13 protein-coding genes and 2 pseudogenes are annotated in these 16683 nt (G+C 68.6%); 9 read left to right on the top strand and 6 right to left on the bottom strand.

The features are described from left to right. Positions 1-123: 123 nt before the first annotated feature. Both EEJ42_RS47580 and EEJ42_RS47585 read right to left on the bottom strand, forming a co-directional pair. A protein-coding gene (locus tag EEJ42_RS47580) for an IS5 family transposase (protein ID WP_123108385.1) occupies positions 124-1004 on the bottom strand; the annotation gives its coding sequence in 2 pieces (ribosomal slippage) (positions 124-644 and positions 644-1004; 882 coding nt in all). Between the two features lie 297 nt (positions 1005-1301). Beyond that, positions 1302-1610 (bottom strand): hypothetical protein, encoded by a 309-nt coding sequence (locus tag EEJ42_RS47585; RefSeq protein WP_123108375.1) that lies wholly within the window; start codon positions 1608-1610, stop codon positions 1302-1304. A gap of 375 nt (positions 1611-1985) precedes the next feature. Between EEJ42_RS47585 and EEJ42_RS47590 the strand changes: the two genes are divergently transcribed. The 5 genes from EEJ42_RS47590 (at position 1986) to EEJ42_RS47610 (ending at position 8955) form a co-directional block, all read left to right on the top strand. Continuing rightward, positions 1986-5120 (top strand): Tn3 family transposase, encoded by a 3135-nt coding sequence (locus EEJ42_RS47590; protein WP_123108376.1) that lies wholly within the window; start codon positions 1986-1988, stop codon positions 5118-5120. Between the two features lie 401 nt (positions 5121-5521). Further along, on the top strand, positions 5522-6070 hold the full coding sequence (locus tag EEJ42_RS47595; protein ID WP_123108377.1) for a TetR/AcrR family transcriptional regulator: 549 nt from the start codon (positions 5522-5524) through the stop codon (positions 6068-6070). 234 nt (positions 6071-6304) lie between these two features. Beyond that, positions 6305-7228 carry a prolipoprotein diacylglyceryl transferase gene (lgt, locus tag EEJ42_RS47600; protein ID WP_123108386.1) on the top strand — a complete coding sequence of 308 codons (924 nt, stop codon included), beginning with the start codon at positions 6305-6307 and terminating at the stop codon, positions 7226-7228. A 96-nt stretch (positions 7229-7324) separates the two neighbouring features. Next, the gene (locus EEJ42_RS47605) at positions 7325-7744 is read left to right on the top strand and encodes a DUF4260 family protein (RefSeq protein ID WP_123108378.1); all 420 of its coding nucleotides are present in this window, start codon (positions 7325-7327) and stop codon (positions 7742-7744) included. A 293-nt stretch (positions 7745-8037) separates the two neighbouring features. Continuing rightward, positions 8038-8955 carry a recombinase family protein gene (locus EEJ42_RS47610; protein ID WP_123108379.1) on the top strand — a complete coding sequence of 306 codons (918 nt, stop codon included), beginning with the start codon at positions 8038-8040 and terminating at the stop codon, positions 8953-8955. A 438-nt stretch (positions 8956-9393) separates the two neighbouring features. Here the strand turns inward: EEJ42_RS47610 and EEJ42_RS47620 are convergent, their stop codons facing one another. Continuing rightward, positions 9394-10164: a methyltransferase domain-containing protein gene (locus EEJ42_RS47620; RefSeq protein WP_123108380.1), complete on the bottom strand. Its 771-nt coding sequence runs from the start codon at positions 10162-10164 to the stop codon at positions 9394-9396. A 7-nt stretch (positions 10165-10171) separates the two neighbouring features. Here EEJ42_RS47620 and EEJ42_RS47625 point away from each other — a divergent pair, with 7 nt between their 5' ends. The 3 genes and pseudogenes from EEJ42_RS47625 to EEJ42_RS47630 all read left to right on the top strand — a co-directional run bounded on the left by EEJ42_RS47625 (position 10172) and on the right by EEJ42_RS47630 (position 11199). Then, positions 10172-10654 (top strand): MerR family transcriptional regulator, encoded by a 483-nt coding sequence (locus EEJ42_RS47625; RefSeq protein ID WP_246097955.1) that lies wholly within the window; start codon positions 10172-10174, stop codon positions 10652-10654. Positions 10655-10691: 37 nt separating this feature from the next. After that, positions 10692-10775 (top strand): annotated as a pseudogene (locus EEJ42_RS52100) (DUF6192 family protein); the annotation flags it as partial. Between the two features lie 5 nt (positions 10776-10780). Beyond that, positions 10781-11199 (top strand): annotated as a pseudogene (locus tag EEJ42_RS47630) (RacP protein). A gap of 346 nt (positions 11200-11545) precedes the next feature. Here the strand turns inward: EEJ42_RS47630 and EEJ42_RS54070 are convergent. From EEJ42_RS54070 to EEJ42_RS47640, 3 genes are all read right to left on the bottom strand, one after another. Further along, positions 11546-11677: a hypothetical protein gene (locus EEJ42_RS54070; protein WP_281291697.1), complete on the bottom strand. Its 132-nt coding sequence runs from the start codon at positions 11675-11677 to the stop codon at positions 11546-11548. A 312-nt stretch (positions 11678-11989) separates the two neighbouring features. Then, on the bottom strand, positions 11990-12661 hold the full coding sequence (locus tag EEJ42_RS47635) for a response regulator (RefSeq protein ID WP_123108381.1): 672 nt from the start codon (positions 12659-12661) through the stop codon (positions 11990-11992). Beyond that, positions 12636-13814 (bottom strand): sensor histidine kinase, encoded by a 1179-nt coding sequence (locus tag EEJ42_RS47640; RefSeq protein WP_123108382.1) that lies wholly within the window; start codon positions 13812-13814, stop codon positions 12636-12638. Before EEJ42_RS47640 ends, EEJ42_RS47635 begins: the two co-directional genes overlap by 26 nt. A 580-nt stretch (positions 13815-14394) precedes the next feature. On the opposite strand from EEJ42_RS47640, the gene EEJ42_RS47650 reads away from it, so the two are divergent. Beyond that, positions 14395-16428 (top strand): MMPL family transporter, encoded by a 2034-nt coding sequence (locus tag EEJ42_RS47650; RefSeq protein WP_123108390.1) that lies wholly within the window; start codon positions 14395-14397, stop codon positions 16426-16428. Positions 16429-16683: the final 255 nt, after the last annotated feature.

Consider the following 16683-nt stretch of genomic DNA (forward strand, 5'->3'; position numbering starts at 1 on the left):
TCTCAACTCCCAGGTTAGATCACTGCGTTGTGCCTGTTGCCCGCAAGCCTAAAGGCGCAAATCAGGCGTAAAGATCATTCCGGAGAACGGTGACAGGCACCTCGCCACATGGGGATAATGGATCTACCCCCGAAGCCAGAGCCGGATCGCTACGACAGTCACGGTGCCCTGGAAGACATAGGCACGCTTGTCGAACCTCGTGGCTACGGCCCGGAAGTGCTTGAGGGCGTTGATCGTCCGCTCAACTTCATTCCTTCGCTTGTAGATCGTCTTGTCGAAGCCGGTCGGCCGGCCGCCGCGACTGCCGCGACGCTTTCGGTTGGCCCGCTGGTTGCCCGGTTCGGGGATGGTGTGCTTGATCTGCCGTCGGCGCAGGTAGCGGCGGTTACGGCGCGAGGAACACGCCTTGTCACCGCCGAGATGATCCGGGCGGGTGCGGGGACGCCCGCCGTCGAGGCGGACAACACGGATACGTTCCATGACGGGGATGAGCTGTGGGGCATCGCCCCACTGGCCCGGAGTGATCAGCAGGGCCAACGGACGGCGCCCGCCCTCGCCGGCGAGATGAATCTTGCAGGTGAGACCGCCCCGGGATCGCCCGAGCCCCTCGTCGGGCCGGTGCTGCCGGGGCGTGCGTCTTTTCCCGGCACCCGCGGGGGTCTCCTGCGCGCTCCGGCGGCATGCTGGTGGGCCCGGCAGGAGGTGGAGTCCACACTCACCATGGACCAGTCGATACGGCCTTCCGCGTCGGCGTCGGCCAGGACGGCCGCGAAGACCTTGTCCCATGTGCCGTCCGCCGACCAGCGTCTGTGCCGCTCATACACGGTCTTCCACTTACCGAAACGCGCAGGCAGATCCCGCCACGGCACCCCGGTGCGCTGCCGGAAGAGGATCCCGTTGATCACCCTGCGATGACTCGCCCAACGCCCACCCCGCTGGCCGGACTTCGGCAGGTGCGGACGCAGCCGTACCCATTCGTCGTCTGTGAGATCTCCCCGCCCCATGAACATGCCAACGACTCGAATCAGAGGCAGTCACATGATCCGCCGGACAGGGCCGACGACTAACGAGGGCCGGGGCATCTCAGAGTGTGACCTCTCATCCTGGCCAATACCTCGGCCGGCCGAAGAGCTCCCTCCTCCATCGTGTCGCCCCCCGCCGCGGCCTCACCGACCCGGACTACGTCGCTCTCAACGAGTGGTTGCACCAGATTCACGGGACAACCCACCCGCATAGCGCTGCTTGAAAATGCCCGAGCACCAGGCCGCCCGCGACACGAACATGGGCCGTCCCGCTGGCCATCAGTAGCGTCTGTCGAGAGCTTCGACGAGGCAGCGGAGTTCACGTGCCCGCCGTCGGGACATCGCCAGAATCATCGCTTCGAGGTACTCGCGGGCCCGCCACGGGTCTCCGCAACACGCCCACTCCGTGCAGCCGCCGCTCTCGTCGTCCCACAGGCGTCGGTTCGGCTGGTGGACGAAGCTTCTCCAGCGCACCATGGCCGACCCGATCGCGCCCGGCCACAGGTAGTTCTTTTGACGTTCTATCCGTCGAACTTCAGCGAGAGCTGCCGAGGACAGACCATGGATGATCGTGATGTCGTCCTGCATCCGGGGCCGACGCGGAAGCTCGGCACGGACACGGCCAGGCCGTCTACGCGGCATCGGCCTTTCTGATGATCGTCATGCCGGTCATCATCGCACCAACTGGCCCCATCCGACCAGACCAGAGACTGGTCTCATTGTCCTGCGGACACCCCCTGACACCCCCTCAGCGGCGCACAAGATGCCCCACGCGCCCCCGCTGCAATCCTTCGCAACCACTACTCACAGTGAAGGAGGTGCCGACGACTCCGGCCTCGGGGAACATCGGTACAGCGGTTGGCGCTGAGAACGATCATGGTCAGCTAGCACACTGGCTGGGGGCTCTGCTGGGGTTCGCGGAAAGATCGCCGGACGGGCGCCGCAGCTGGCTACGGTCCGCTCGTGCCAGTGGAGTTTCTGACTGATGAGCAGGCCGAGGCGTACGGGAAGTTCGCCGAGGAGCCGACCCGCCCCGAGCTGGAGCGGTTCTTCTTCCTGGACGACGTCGACCGCGATCTGATCGCCCGGCGACGCTCCACGCACCACCAGCTCGGCTTCGCGCTCCAGATGTGCACGGTGCGCTACATCGGCCGGTTCCTTCCGGACGACCCGCTGGATGCGCCATGGCCGGTGGTCGAGCACCTGGCCGCGCAGCTCGGTATCGAGGACCCCTCGGTGGTAAAGCGGTACACCGAGCGGCCGAAGACGGCGTACGAGCACGCGTGGGAGATCCGGGACGCCTACGAGTACCACGAGTACGACGATGCGGAGTGGTCCCGGCGGTTCCGCACCTTCCTGTACGGGCGGGCGTGGACGCACGCCGAGGGCCCGAAGGCGCTGTTCGACCACGCGGTGGGCTGGCTGCGCCGCAACCGGGTGCTGCTGCCGGGCGTCTCGGTGCTGGCCCGGCAGGTGTCGGAGGTGCGGAAGGTCGCAGAGAAGCGGCTGCACGCCACGGTCGCGGGCGCCGCCCGCCGCGCGGACCCGGCGCTGCCGGGGGATCTGGTGGCGACGCTGAAGACGCCGGAGGGCTCGCGGTTCTCGGAGCTGGAGCGGCTGCGCCGGCCGCCGACGCGGACCACCGGCACGGCGTTTGCCCGCGCGCTGGAGCGGGTGGACGAGATCGGCGCGTACCGGCTCGGCAGGCTGAGGCTGTCGCAGATCCCGCCGAACCGGATGGCGGCTCTGGCCCGGTACGCGCTGGGGTCGAAGGCGCCGCTGCTGGGGCGGGCGGCGGAGCCCAAGCGCACGGCGATGCTCACCGCGGTGATGCGGCACCTGGAGGCGAAGGCGATCGACGAGGCCCTGGACCTGTTCCAGGTCCTCATGGCCACCCGGCTGCTGAACACCGCGAAGCGCAAGACAGAGAAGGAGCGGCTGTCGACGCTGCCACAACTGGAGAAGGCGTCACGGGTGCTCGCGCGGGCCGCGAAGGTGCTGTTCGAGGAGCTGGAACTGGTCGAGGAGCAAGAGGCGGACCTGGACGTGGCCGCGCTCTGGGCAGCCGTGGAGGAAGTCGCCCCGCGCGCCGCCGTGATGAGCGCGGCGGCCACCGTGGTGACTCTGGTGCCCGAGGACGAGAACTCGGCCGAGGTCGCCATGCGGGCCGCGCTCGCGAACCGGTACGCGACGGTGCGCCCGTTCCTCGCGTTGCTGGGCGAGTCGAAGGCGCTGGACGCGGCGAGCGCCGGGAAGCGGGTCCTGGCCGGGGTACGGAGCCTTCCGGCGCTGGCCCGGCGGAAAGTGGGGGTCAAGCCGCTGCTGCCGCGCGAGGTGGACGACAAGCTCGTGCCGCCCGCGTGGCGCAAGGCGGTGTACGCCAACCCCGATCTGCCGCAGGGCGCGGTGGACCGAGACGCGTACGTGGTGTGCGTGCTGGAGCAGCTGCACCGGGCCCTGAACAACCGCGATGTCTTCGCCTCACCCTCACACCGCTGGTCCAACCCGCGGGCCCGCCTGCTGGACGGGCCCGACTGGGACGCGGTCGAGGAGGACGTCCTGGCGGCCCTGAGCCTGGACATGCCCGTCCAGGAGCACCTGGCGGAGCTGGTGCGGGGCCTGGACGCCGGATGGAAGCAGCTCGCCGAACGCCTTCAGGAGGCGGGGCCGGCGGCGAAGGTCTCCATCGAGGTGCAGGACGACGGGCGGGTGAAGCTGAACGTCGACAAGCTCGGTGCCCTCGCCGAGCCGAAGTCCCTGACCTGGCTGCGCCAGCGGGTCGAGAAGATGCTCCCGAAGATCGACCTGCCGGACCTGCTGTTCGAGGTGAACGCCTGGACCGGGTTCCTCGACGCCTTCGTCCACCTCGGCGACGGCACCACCCGGATGAAGGACCTGCCCACCTCGGTGGTCGCGCTGCTGGTCTCCGAAGCGTGCAACATCGGCCTGACCCCGGTGGTCAACCCCGGCTACGAGGCCCTGACCCGGGCCCGGCTCGTGCACGTCGACCAGTACTACCTGCGCGCCGACACGATCGCCGCGGCGAACGCGCGGCTCATCGCCGCCCAGGCCGACATCCCGATCGTGCGTTACTGGGGCGACGGGCTGCTCGCCTCCGTGGACGGGCTGCGCTTCCAGGTGCCGGTGCGCACCATCAACGCCGCCCCGTCGCCGAAGTACTTCGGGTTCAAGCGCGGCATCACCTGGCTCAACGCCGTCAACGACCAGGTCGCGGGCATCGGGCAGATGGTCGTCCCCGGCACCCCGCGCGACTCCCTGCACATCCTGGACGCCCTGCTGAACCTCGACGGCGGCGTGAAGCCGGAGATGGTGGCGACCGACAACGCCTCGTACTCCGACATGGTGTTCGGCCTGTTCAAGATCCTCGGCTACAACTTCAGCCCCCGGTTCCGCGACCTGGACGACCAGCGGTTCTGGCGGGCCACGATGCCCGGCGTCGAGACGGGCAGCTACGGCGCGGTGGAAGACCTGGCCCGCAACCGCGTGAACCTGAACAAGGTGATCACGCACTGGCCGGACATGCTGAAGGTCGCCGGTTCCCTGGTCACCAACCAAGTCCGCGCCTACGACCTGCTGCGCATGTTCGGACGCGACGGCCGCCCGACCCCGCTCGGGGCGGCGTTCGCGGAGTACGGGCGGATCGCCAAGACCGAGCACCTGCTGCGGGTGGTCGACCCGGTGGACGACACCTACCGCCGCCAGATGAACCGGCAGCTCACCGTGCAGGAGTCCCGCCACAAGCTGGCCCGGGACGTGTGCCACGGTAAGCGCGGCACCATCCACCAGGCGTACCGCGACGGCATGGAGGACCAGCTCGGCACGCTCGGCCTGGTCCTCAACGCCATCGTGCTCTGGACCACGAAGTACATCGACGCCGCCGTCGCCCAGCTCCGCGCCGAAGGCCACGAGATCCGCGACGAGGACATCGCCCGCCTGTCCCCGCTCAAGCACCGCAACCTCAACCTGCTCGGCCGCTACAGCTTCACCGCCAGCGTCCCGGCCGCCGGCGCCCTGCGCCCACTGCGCGACCCGGAGGTGCCGGAGCTGGACGAGGACGACGGCGGGGGCGAGGAGTGAGCACGCTGCGGTCTTAGCATGCAGAGCATGCCCCTGGACCCCGTGAGCATCCTCTACATGGGGTGTGACCGAGATACGGGCAACGGGATGATTTGAAGCCCTGATGCGCTCGGATTTACGTGCGGCGGCGTGCAGCGGGGTCGCGTTCGGCAACGTACCGGGCAACCGAGTCGACGCCGGGGCGGGAGTACCGCTCCGGGGAGCGGACGGATGCGCCGTCTTGGTGGCGCTCTACCGCGATTCACTGCGGTTGGGCCTGAGTTCACCCCTGCCGCCCTTGACGGCTAACGCCAGTAGCCGTAACTTGACGCCCCATAACTAACGGCGTTAGCCGCGTTGATCATTCGCGAAGTGAAAGGGCTGCAGTGAGCACTCCCATAGGCGAAACCGGGCGGCCCGTCATGGCCGACCGTGCGCGGCAGATCATGGCCGCTGCCCGGGAGTTGCTCGACGCTGAAGGGCCGGAGGCGTTGTCGATGCGACGCATTGCCGAGCGCGTCGGCATCCGGGCGCCTTCCTTGTACAAGCACTTTCCCGACAAGGCCGCTGTCGAGGCCGGGCTTCAAGCACAGGGGATGGTTCGCCTGGCGCAGGACATGGAGGCTGCTGAGGCCGAGATCGGCGACGATCCGCCCCTGCTGGTGCTCGCGAGCGCCTATCGGCAGCATGCGCTCGCCGGTCCGCATCTCTACCGCCTTACCCACACTCGGCCGCTCGCCCGCGCTGCGCTCCCCGAAGGGCTCGAAGACCGCGCGGCGATGCCCCTGGCCCGCGCGGTGCATGGCGACATCGATATCGCGCGGTCGTTCTGGGCGTTCGCCCACGGCATGGTGACACTCGAACTCGACGGCCGATTCCCGCCCGGCGCGGACCTGGATGCCGCATGGCGCACCGGCTGCGAGGCGTTCGCCGACCTACTCCAGAACAAGAATGGCGGCGATGCCCTGTGACGGCCATCGCCAAGCGTTCCGCTCCTGGCCTCCCCCTGCTCCTGCTATGGATCGCCGCACTCGGCACCACGCTCAGGCGCTGGCCCTGAATGCTCGCTCGACCGGGCGATGCGCGGACAACTGCCGCTCGGGATGCCCAGCGGTCACGGCTCCTGGACAAGGAGCTCCGGCAGGAGGCCGTCCGGTGCACGCCTGATGACCAATCCCCTTCACCAAGCCTGCTACGGGGTGACCATGGATCTCGCCTACCTTCCCAGCCCATCAACCGGGGTACTGCACCTCGGCCCGGTGCCGTTGAGGGCGTACGCCTTCTGCATCATCCTCGGCGTGTTCGTGGCCGTCTGGCTCGGCAACCGGCGCTGGGTCGCACGGGGCGGGGACCGGGGCATCATCGCCGACATCACCATCTGGGCCGTGCCGTTCGGCCTCGTCGGCGGACGGCTGTACCACGTGCTCACCAGCCCCGACGCGTACTTCGGCAACCACGGCGAGCCAATCCGGGCTCTGTACGTGTGGGAGGGCGGGCTCGGCATCTGGGGCGCCATCGCCCTGGGCGGCCTTGGCGCGTGGATCGGCTGCCGTCGCCGCTGCATCCCCCTTCCCGCCTTCGCGGACGCCATCGCCCCGGGCATCGCCGTGGCCCAGGCGATCGGCCGCTGGGGCAACTGGTTCAACCAGGAGCTCTACGGCCGCCCCACCACGCTCCCTTGGGGCCTGGAGATCGACCGCGCACACCGCCCATTCGGAATGCTCGACATCGCCACGTATCACCCCACCTTCCTCTACGAGTCGCTCTGGGACATCGGCGTCGCCGCACTGGTCCTCTGGGCGGCCCGGCGGTTCGCACTCGGCCACGGCCGGGCCTTCGCCCTGTATGCCGCTGCCTACACGGCTGGCCGATTCTGGACGGAGTACCTGCGCATCGACGAGGCCCACACGTTCCTCGGCCTGCGCCTGAACGACTGGACCTCCGTCGTAGTCTTCCTCGGCGCGATCGCCTACCTCGTCGTATCGGCCCGCCGCCTCCCCGGCATCGAGGACGTGTCGCGGCCCCAGGGCGAGGGCGGAACGGAGAAGGGCGACAAGCCTCGTAACACCATGCCGACATCAAACGTCGACGCGTCCACCGGCACCCCGGCCAGGGCGAATGCCGACTGACGGCCTGAACGAACTCACTCCAGGAGAGCTACTCCCAACCATTAGCGCTCCGCCCCAAGTGGATCTCGCCCCCGTCGCCTCGCAAGGAGTGAACGCATGACATCCCCAACGCGCCACAAGGCTAACCGGAGTTCGGCATCGGGCCTGGTCCGCGGCGCCTGGGCCCTGCTCTCTGTGTTTCTGCTGGCCTGGACTGTGCTCGAGATGGTCAACCACGGCGGCGGGACGATTCCACTGGGCATATTGGGCTTCATCGCTCCCGACCTGACGCTGTTCGTCGGGCCGTCGGGGCCGCGCGAACCCGGGCAGCTCCCACGCGGCAAGGTGCCCGCCTACAACCTCGTCCACCGGCCGATCGTCCCAATTCTGGGGCTCATCGTCGTCCCCTTCCTGCCGGGCGACGGACCAGGTGCCAACGTCGGGCTGTTCACTTTCGCGCTCGGCTGGCTGCTGCACATCGCCTCGGATCGGGCGCTCGGCTACGGACTGCGCACTGCCGACGGCTGGCAGCGCTAAGCGCCGACCGAGCAGCTTCGCGGACCCGGACGTGGCACCGGCGAGATCATCACCTCCATCCACCGCGGGCACTGGAACTCGAAATGCAAGGCCCCTTACGCTTTGAGTATTCCCGGCGGTGATGCTTCCCAGGTGTCGGTAAACGATCGTTTGACGACAGGCGGGCGGCGCGTCCAATGAACCCATGCAATCCGGGGCTCGCGGCGCCGCGAATCCAATCAGATCCGATGGCGATTGCTGACAGGGTTTGACGACAGATAGGGTTCGATCCTCCGTACGGAAGGGGCCCTTCGGTGGCGAACCTGGTCTACAAGCGGGTCTCGACAGACCAGCAGTCCACCGCCCGGCAGAACCTCGTCCTGGATGAGGCCGGGATCGAGGACCCGGTCGTCTTCGAGGAGGACCCGGGCACCTCCAGCCGCCTCCACCCGCTCCAGCGCCCGAAGTTCCGCGAACTGCTCACCTACGCGCGGCCGGGCGACACCGTGCACATCTCCGAGATGTTCCGCCTCGTACGCGGTACCGGGCACATCCTCGACGTGCTCGACGTCCTCCACCGCGACCGCCTCGCCCTGCGCATCCACGACGGCGCGTTCTCCGCCATGGACCTCACCGCCCGCCACCCCCGCACCGGCGAGCTGCTGTCCACCGTGAAGTTCATGGTGCAGACCCTCGCCGCCGCCGGCGAACTCCAACGCGACCTCCAGCGCGAGCTGACCTACGACGGACTGCGCGCCGCCGAGGCCAAGGGCAGCAAGGGCGGGCGCCGCCCCGCCGTGGCGGCCACGAAGACCGCCGACGTACGCACCGCGTACCTGGAAGGCCGCTCCATCGCCGCCCTCGCCCGCGACCACGGCGTCAGCCGCGGTGCCATCCGCACGGTCGTCGCCGACCTCCTGCCCGACCACACCGCCATCGAGGAGGACGTCCCGGCCCCGGAGCTGCCGATCACCCTCGACATGCCCGGCAAGGTCGCCGACTATCTCCGCGCCACCGAGCTGGAACCCGCCGAACGTGCCGCCCTCGACCAGGGGACGACCGTACGGCGCGGCCAGGGCTACACCCTGCGCGTCACCGCTGTCCTCGCGGTGCACCGTCGGCTCCTCGCCCTCTGCCAGCCGCTCGACGGCGGCCAGGGCACCCCCGCGATCCCGGCCCAGCGCAAGGCCCGCCGCGAGTACGAGAACCGGGTCCCCGCCCTCACGCCCTGACCATGATCGTTCTCAGCGCCAACCGCTGTACCGATGTTCCCCGAGGCCGGACTCCACCCACAAGACTCCGCTGGACAAGTTCGGATAAGCCTGCGTCCGCTGCCCGATGCTCCGCCCCGATCCGACCCAGAGTCCCCGGCTTGTCGAGATCCGACAACCTCATCGCCCGCGTCGCCGAAGCGGAACGGGAGGGGTGGCTCGGTGAAGTCGAAGGGCTACGTGTCAGCCTCGCTGGCGCAGCCGAGAAGCTGGGCCAACTGGACACCGAGGAACGACGGAGGTCGACTGTCGTGGACCTCGGCATGCCAACCTTCGGACAGATCGCCACACGGACGAGTGAAGTCGCAGCCCCATGCCAAGGCAGCTAAGCGTGGTGTCTCAGGACGTTGGTTCCACGAAGTTCTCGAACGGCTTCCGATGTAGGTGGTCGGACAGCACTTAGGCGGAGGCGGAGGCCACGAAAAACGGAATGGCGACGAGGAAGCGGCCGCCCTCGGCGCGTCGGCGCTGTTCGGCGAGCCACTCGTCCGCCTGGTCGCGGCCGACGGCGCCGCTGACGCAGGCCGGCTCGGCGAGCCTCGCGAGCAGCGACAGCATCGGGGGGTCGGTGAACACGCTGGTGTGCACCTCGACCGTGACATCGTCGAACCCGCCGGCCAGGAGCAGGCTGCGGTACTGGCGGCCGGCGCGTGGCGTGCCCAGAAGGTCGGCGCGGGCGTGCACGATCGTGCGGGTGAGCGCCGCGTCAGCCGAGTCGATCATGATGGCGTCCCAGTCCTGACCGACCAGGACGATCCTGCCGCCCGGGCAGAGGACCCGTCGTGCCTCCGCCACCGCGCGCCCTGGCTCCAGAAGTACGTGGAAGACCTTGTCGGCACGGTAGCCGCGCACGCTTCCGTCGTCGAACGGCAGATCCTCCGCCCCCGCCTCCCGGAACTCGGCCTGCGACCACCGCTTCCGGGCCGCGGCCAGCATCCGCGGGCTGGGGTCCACGCCCACCGCGTGGACGCCGCGTTCAGCCAGCTCGGCGACGGCTCGTCCGGCGCCGCAGCCGACGTCCACGACGGTCGAGTCCGGGACGAGAGAAAGCAGTTCGTAGGAGCGGGCCCGCAGCCGAGTGGCGCTTGGCATCTGGTCCGCAGAGTCGAGGACGGCCAGCAGGGCTTTTGCGTCGCGGTGCTCTTCCACCGCTTCCTGATTCTTGGACATGGACGTCATGCTGCGACTTAATGTCGGCATGAAGTCAAGCGAAGACGGCGACGCCGGCACGTTGAGCATCGGCGCCCTCGCGGCACGGTTCGGCCTGGCCACGCACGTGCTGCGACATTGGGAGGCAATGGGCCTGCTGCACCCCGGACGGGACGCCGGCGGGCGCCGCCGCTACGGTGCGGACGACCTCACCCGCGTGGCGACGATCCTCATCTTGAAGGAGGCCGGCCTTGGCCTGAACACCATCAGGAGCCTGTCCGCAACCGTCAACCGCGCCACCCGGCACGAGATCCTGCGTCCCGCAGCCCAGGAGCTCCGGTCGAGAATCGCAGCGGCCCAGGCCTCATTGGAGCTCATCGAGGGCGGCCTGAACTGCGAGTACGAGGACGTCACCCAGTGCCCGAACTACGGGCGGCTCATCGCCGAGCGGGCCAGCCCCCGAAGTCCGGCCGGAGATCCAGTGACCGAGGCCGTGGCACCAACCTCATGAGACGGCACAGCTGAGCCGCGGTTTTTAGTTCAGAGAAGCCACGCTGGACTGGATCGAGACCGCGGTAGACACCGGGAAGGTCGACATGGATGACGAGCTCGCCCGTATGCTGCGGAGCGAGGAGTTGTGCCCCGCGCCTCACGGCGTCGGGGCGAAGCCGCCCAGCGGCATGCGGACACCCTGCGGTTCGTGTTGTTCGAGGCCAGACCCGCGGGACTGCTGTTCCCTCAGTTGACCCGCGCGAGCGGGCTGTCCCCCAGCCAGGTCGGGTCGGGGCTGGCCGCCCTGCGCGACATCATCACTGAAAACGGCTGGCCACCGCTGATCTGGACCAGGAGCGACGGCTACCAGCTCGGCGCCGAACGGGCGGCGCTGGAGGCATACGAACGGGCGTGCTCACCGAGAAGCTGACCGAGTTCCGCCGGTTCATCACCGGCACCGTCGCCCCTCACGCCGCCGCCCACCCGCGCGACAAGTGGGTCAAGCACATCATGGCCCAGCTCAACTCCATCGAATCGACCCTCGACCTCGTCGTCTCTTCCTGACCACCACGACAGGGGCGCCCGGAGGAAACGAAGCCGCCATGCGCCGCCGCTATCCCTCCGACAACGAACGCGTAATGGGCCCTGATTGGGGGCTGCCCATGCTGGCCATGGTCACCCCCGCTGACCTCCACGACTCACTAGCCGAGACTCCGGGAGCGGGCCGCCGGAGGTTCACGACCCCGAAGCTGGCGCCTGACCCGCTGAGACCTTACGCACCGGCCTGCTTTCGGTGTTCCTCATGCCGACTTCCGCGCTTCCGGAACCTTGTGAGCACGTCCCCGTGCCCGCTCGTTTACGAGGCCGGCGCAATGCGGCTTCCTCGGTCGCCGCGGCCTGGCGGCGACGGTCACGGGCCACCTCGATCGGGGTTGCCCGCATCGTCCGGGGCGACATCGGGCTCACGCAGCTGCGGACCGACGTCGAGCACCTCGTCCGCGCCGTCAACCAACTGACCGCGCACAACCGACAGCTGCTCCACGCACTATCTCAGCCCACCCCCCAGTCCGGGCGCTGCCGACCCAGCCGCACCCGACCGCCGCCACTGAAGCATTCGGACCGGGGAGGCCCGTTACGGGGAGGACCCCGCCTGACCGCTAGGTTCTCTCCGTTTACCTCCGGCGCCAGCGCTCTGAACTACGGCTGAGGTCGGCGTCTCACGTCGTGGCCTCGCGCAGTCAGTCTCACTTCGGTATCAGAATCCGCAGCATGGCTGTGGGAGGCGGGTCGCGGACCTGCTGCAGGTGATGTCTGCGTGGCGGGCCCGGTACCGGCCCTGGTGGAAGCTGTGGACTCAGTCCGCGAGCCAGCCGGGGCTGACCATGCGGTACTCGTACGCCATGACCACGACCTGGGACCTGTCCCGGGCGCCGAGCTTGGCCAAGATGCGGCTGACATGGGTCTTCGCGGTCAGCGGAGACACCACCAGTTGCGCGGCGATTTCGTCGTTGGTACGTCCAGCAGCGATCAGCTTCATGACCTCCCGTTCGCGGCCGGTCAATACGTCGAGGCGACGATCGGGCTGCTGAGTGTTCCCCGGACGGTTGGCGAATTCGGCGATGAGCCGACGGGTGATGGAGGGGCTGATGAGCGCGTCTCCTCGCGCGGCGACGCGCACCGCGTGCAGGAGTTCGGCTGGTTCGGTGTCCTTGACGAGGAAGCCCGTGGCGCCGGCTCGCAAGGCGTCGTACACGTACTCGTCGAGGTCGAACGTCGTCAGCATGACCACCTTCACCGCTGCCAGTTGCTCGTTGTCGGCGATGCGGCGAGCGGCTTCGAGCCCGTCCATGCCGGGCATGCGGATGTCCATCAGCACCACGTCGGGCCGCAGTTCCCGGCAGGCTGCGAGGGCTTCGCGCCCATCGGCGGCCTCGGCGACCACGTGCAGGTCGTCCTCGTCGTCGAGGATGCCGCGAATTCCCGCGCGCACGAGGCGCTGGTCATCCGCGAGCAGGATCCTGATCATCAGATGCTCCGCCCATCGGCTCGTGGTGGTCTGAGAACGGTAGCCGGGCCCGGACGACGAATCCGCCAGTGCTGCCGGGCTTGGCCCTCAGCGTTCCGCCCAGTGCGCGGGCCCGTTCCGCCATGCCCGCGATTCCGCTGCCACCCCCATGCACAGCGTGGGCGGGTACACCTTGGCCGTCGTCCTGAACGGTGAGCGTCAGTTCTCGGTTCTCGTGGCGGATCTGGACGACGACGCGCTTGGCGCCGCTGTGCTTGGCGGCATTGGTCAGCGATTCCTGGACAATGCGATAGGCGGCGAGGTCGACTGCGGCCGGCAGCGGTGAGTCGGTGCCGTTGTTCTCGATGCGGACGTCCAGGCCCGCGCGGGCCGCTGAGGAGACCAGTTCGTCGATCCGGGACAGCCCCGGAGAGGGAGCGGTGGGAGCGTCTTCGTCGACCTGTCGCAGGACGCCGAGGGTGGCACGCAGTTCCTGCAGGCCCTCCTTGCTGGCCTGCTTGATGGCGGACAGAGCTTCCTGCGCTTGGCCGGGGTCCTTGTGCAGCCGGTGCAGAGCGGAGGACGCCTGCACGTGGATCATCGACATGTTGTGGCCGATCACGTCGTGCAACTCGCGCGCGATGCGCAGCCGTTCCTGCGTGGTGCGCAGCCTCGCCTCCTCCTCGGCGTAGGCGACCCGGCCGTGGCGCATCGCGGCCAGAGCCACCACCGCGATCAGCCAGCCGGTCAGCATGAAGACGGCCGTGCCATTGACGTCGCCGGTGCCGACCAGGGCTCCCGCGCCAACGCCGATGACCATCACCGCGACCATGGCGACCGATGCCTGGATCCGTCCCTGGGCCGCGAGCGCGTACAAGGCAGCGATCGGGATCACGATGAGCGGGCCGTCGACCGTACTCAGCAGGTAGTAGGCGCCCGTGCCGATCACCGTGAACCAGCCCGCCGTCACCGGGTGTCGTCGGCGCAGCGGCAGCGTCGCACATACCGCTACTGCCAGGAACCAGGAGCCGACCACCGCTGCGGGCGCGTCCCAGTTCGAGCCCAGCCGCTGCCCCTCGGCTACCCCCGCCAGCACGAGCACGACCCCGGCGAGCGCCAGGTCGGCACGCGGCCCTGCGGGCAGGTGCAGGCGGCTGACGTCGATGTGCGGCATTGCTTCATTCTGCCTGCAGCACAATCGGACCTGCGATTCTATGTCCCGTTTGCGTCGAGAGGTGTCCGCTGGAGAGGTACACAGCAGGCAGGGCATACATCTGCTGGTGTACGGCGGGCAGTCCGCCTCCTGTCAGGGATGCAGAGCGACTGTCAGCCATGGGCCGACGCCCGGGCCAGGGGATCGCGAGCAGGATCGAGGGCATGTCGTCGTCCTTCACGCCCACACGTATCAGTGCTGCTTTCGTCGGCGCACTCGTGGGTGCCGCTGCCGGACTTCTGCTGGTCACCGCTGCCGGAACGTTCTCAATCACGGTCAGTGGCGCGTTGGTCGGGCTGTCCCTTGGCGTACCTGTTCTCGTCGGCATGGTCGTGGGCGTGGCGGTGACCCCAGGTAACACTCGCTCGGATTCGAGGTAGGCATCGTGTCTTCCCCCCGCGGCTCAGCCGCGTCTCTTGCCCCACCCCCGGCACAGGAAGGCAGGTCGGCTCCCGTTGGCCGGTTCGGTGCCCTGGCCGGCTGGGCACAGCGTCACCGCTGGGCCGCCATCGTGCTCTGGGTGGCTGTCGTGGCTGCCATCATGCTGGGCTCCACCGCGGTCGGCGCCGCGTACAAGAACGACTTCTCGCTGCCGGGCACCGACTCCCAGACCGCCACGGACCTGTTCAAGAAGCACGGCAGTGACCAGGCCGGCGACAGCGTCGAGATCGTCTTCAAGTACACCGCGGGCATCAGGAACGCCAAGGGCAGCGTCGAGCCGATGCTGGCCAAGGTGAAGGACATGGCGGGCGTCGCCGACGTGCGCAGCCCCTTCACCGATGCCTCGGCCGTGTCCAAGGACGGCACGATCGGCTACGCGTCCGTCACGCTGGACGGCAAGACCGAAGATGTCCCCAAGGAGGACGTTGCCAAGATCATCGACACAGCGCAGAGCATCGCCACCGATCACCTCCAGGTCGAGGTGGGCGGCGAGGCCGCGCGTAACGCGGAGGACAAGGCGGGCCCGACCGCCGAACTCGCCGGGATCGTGGCCGCTCTGGTCATCCTGGTCCTGCTGTTCGGCTCGCTGCTTGCCGCATCACTGCCGCTGATCACAGCACTGTTCGCCGTCGGCGGCGCCATCGGCCTGATCGCCCTGGCCTCACTCATCTTCACCGTCGCGGACTTCACCCCGCCCATCCTGATGCTCGTCGGCCTCGGCGTCGGCGTCGACTACGCCCTGCTGATCTTCTACCGCTACCGGCACGAGCTCCTGGCCGGCATCCAGCCCGCGGAAGCCGGGCGCAAGGCACTCGACTCGGCCGGCCGAACGGTCTTCTTCGCCGGCTGCACCGTCATCGTTGCCCTGCTCGGCCTGGTCGCCCTCGGGCTCGGCTCACTGCAGGGCATCGCCCTCGCGGTGGCCATCACCGTCTTGATCACCATGGCCGCCTCACTGGTGCTGCTGCCCGCCCTGCTGGCCCTGTTCGGCAAGCGCATCCAGCGCCACGTGCTCAAGCAGCAGGCCAAGGCCACCCAGAAGGGCAGGACGGAAGGCAACCGCTGGCGCGCCATGGCACGTGCCGTGCAGCGACGCCCGATCCCGACCCTGCTGGTCGGCGTGATCGCGCTCCTGGCCCTGTCCGCACCGGCACTGGGCATGCGCCTGGGCTTCGCCGACTCCGGCAACGACCCCAAGGAGACCACCTCCCGCCACGCCTACGACCTGCTCGCCGAAGGCTTCGGCCCCGGTTTCAACGGACCGCTCATCGTCCTGGTCAAGGGTGACCAGGAAGCCGGCAAGACCGTCCAGGACAAACTCCGCACCACCGACGGCGTCGCCCAAGCCAGCCCCGCACTGCCCTCCGAGGACGGCGCCCTGTCCACCGTCTTCGTCTACCCCACTACCTCACCCCAGGCCGAAGGGACCGTGGACCTCGTTCACCACCTGCGTGACGACGTGGCCCCGCCCCTGGAGCACAGCACCGGCGCCGAAGTCCTGGTCGGTGGCGCCACGGCTGCCTCCCAGGACGTCTCCGAAACACTCGCCAACCGTCTGCCGCTCTTCGTCGCCGTCGTCGTCGGCGTCTCCTCACTCCTGCTCCTGCTGGTCTTCCGGTCCATCTGGATCCCCCTCAAGGCCGCTATCCTGAACCTGCTGTCCATCTCCGCCGCCCTCGGCGTGATCACCCTGGTGTTCCAGCACGGCTGGTTCGGAGCACAGCCCGGCCCCATAGAAGCATTCATCCCAGCGTTGATCTTCGCGATCGTCTTCGGGCTCTCCATGGACTACGAGGTCTTCCTCATCTCACGCATCCACGAAGAATGGACCCGCACCAAAGACCCTTCGCAATCCGTACGCGAAGGACTCGCCTCCACCGGCAAGGTCATCACCGCCGCCGCGGCCATCATGATGTTCGTCTTCGGAGCCTTCGTCCTCAGCAACGACCGCATGCTCCAGCAGTTCGGACTCGGCCTGGCCGTCGCCATCCTCCTCGACGCCGTGATCATCCGATGCCTCATCGTTCCCGCCGCCATGCAAATGCTCGGCAAACGCGCCTGGTGGCTCCCCGCATGGCTGGACCGGAAACTGCCCAAGGTGTCCATCGAACGCCCTGAGCACGGCTGCCCCTGACCGGCACCGTTCAGATCACCATCACGCCCGCGCAACATTCGCCGTGCCTGGCGGTGTCGGCGAGATGGCAGCTGAGACCGGAGCGTGCGGCGGCGTCGGCCTCTTCGACGAACCCCAGACCCGGGCGTAGGCCGGCGGTTGCTGCGGCGCCCGGCGGGCTACAGATCGGCGTGGTGCCCCCGCGTCCTCCGGCTGATGACCGCAGCAACCCTCGGCAGGCGCGAGGCCGTGACCGGAACCGGGTTCCGGTCACGG

Source organism: Streptomyces botrytidirepellens (assembly GCF_003721215.1).
Taxonomy (GTDB): domain Bacteria; phylum Actinomycetota; class Actinomycetes; order Streptomycetales; family Streptomycetaceae; genus Streptomyces; species Streptomyces himastatinicus.

Bases quoted from the DNA above. Each gene is read 5' to 3' on its own strand.
- EEJ42_RS47585 (WP_123108375.1), bottom strand. From the start codon at position 1,610: ATGCAGGACGACATCACGATCATCCATGGTCTGTCCTCGGCAGCTCTC.
- EEJ42_RS47605 (WP_123108378.1), top strand. From the start codon at position 7,325: ATGACATCCCCAACGCGCCACAAGGCTAACCGGAGTTCGGCATCGGGC.
- lgt (WP_123108386.1), top strand. From the start codon at position 6,305: ATGGATCTCGCCTACCTTCCCAGCCCATCAACCGGGGTACTGCACCTC.
- EEJ42_RS47635 (WP_123108381.1), bottom strand. From the start codon at position 12,661: ATGATCAGGATCCTGCTCGCGGATGACCAGCGCCTCGTGCGCGCGGGA.
- EEJ42_RS47625 (WP_246097955.1), top strand. From the start codon at position 10,172: ATGCTGCGACTTAATGTCGGCATGAAGTCAAGCGAAGACGGCGACGCC.
- EEJ42_RS47650 (WP_123108390.1), top strand. From the start codon at position 14,395: ATGCTGGGCTCCACCGCGGTCGGCGCCGCGTACAAGAACGACTTCTCG.
- EEJ42_RS47620 (WP_123108380.1), bottom strand. From the start codon at position 10,164: ATGTCCAAGAATCAGGAAGCGGTGGAAGAGCACCGCGACGCAAAAGCC.
- EEJ42_RS47640 (WP_123108382.1), bottom strand. From the start codon at position 13,814: ATGCCGCACATCGACGTCAGCCGCCTGCACCTGCCCGCAGGGCCGCGT.
- EEJ42_RS47595 (WP_123108377.1), top strand. From the start codon at position 5,522: ATGGCCGACCGTGCGCGGCAGATCATGGCCGCTGCCCGGGAGTTGCTC.